Annotated in this window: 1 protein-coding gene; it reads right to left on the reverse strand. The window is 60.6% G+C overall.

The window, feature by feature from the left end; all coding sequences use genetic code 11:
* Positions 1-282: DinB/UmuC family translesion DNA polymerase (locus AACR93_RS05480; protein ID WP_043852310.1), on the reverse strand; the 282-nt coding region annotated here is incomplete at both ends.

The raw sequence follows: 282 nt of genomic DNA on the forward strand, positions 1-282 counted from the left end.
CGGTAACCGTCGCGCCAAATCTGCGGTAGCAGCACGTTCACTTGCTGCAGCAGCAACCGGGTATCATCGCTAGGGCAGACCAGTCGGACGCCAGCCTGCTCACTGTAGTAAGGAGCTCGTTCGTCAAAGGGGCTGGTTCGCACGAACAGGTGCACCCGTTGGCAACACATCCCCTCGGCCCGCAACTTCTCGGCTGCGCGAGCCATAAAGCCTGACAACGCTTGGGCCATTTCTCCACGGTCAGTCACGCGCTCACCAAAGGAACGGCTCGAGAGGATCTGC

Origin of the sequence: Aeromonas sp. L_1B5_3 (genome assembly GCF_963866575.1) — a bacterium.
In the GTDB taxonomy this organism is placed as follows: domain Bacteria; phylum Pseudomonadota; class Gammaproteobacteria; order Enterobacterales; family Aeromonadaceae; genus Aeromonas; species Aeromonas jandaei.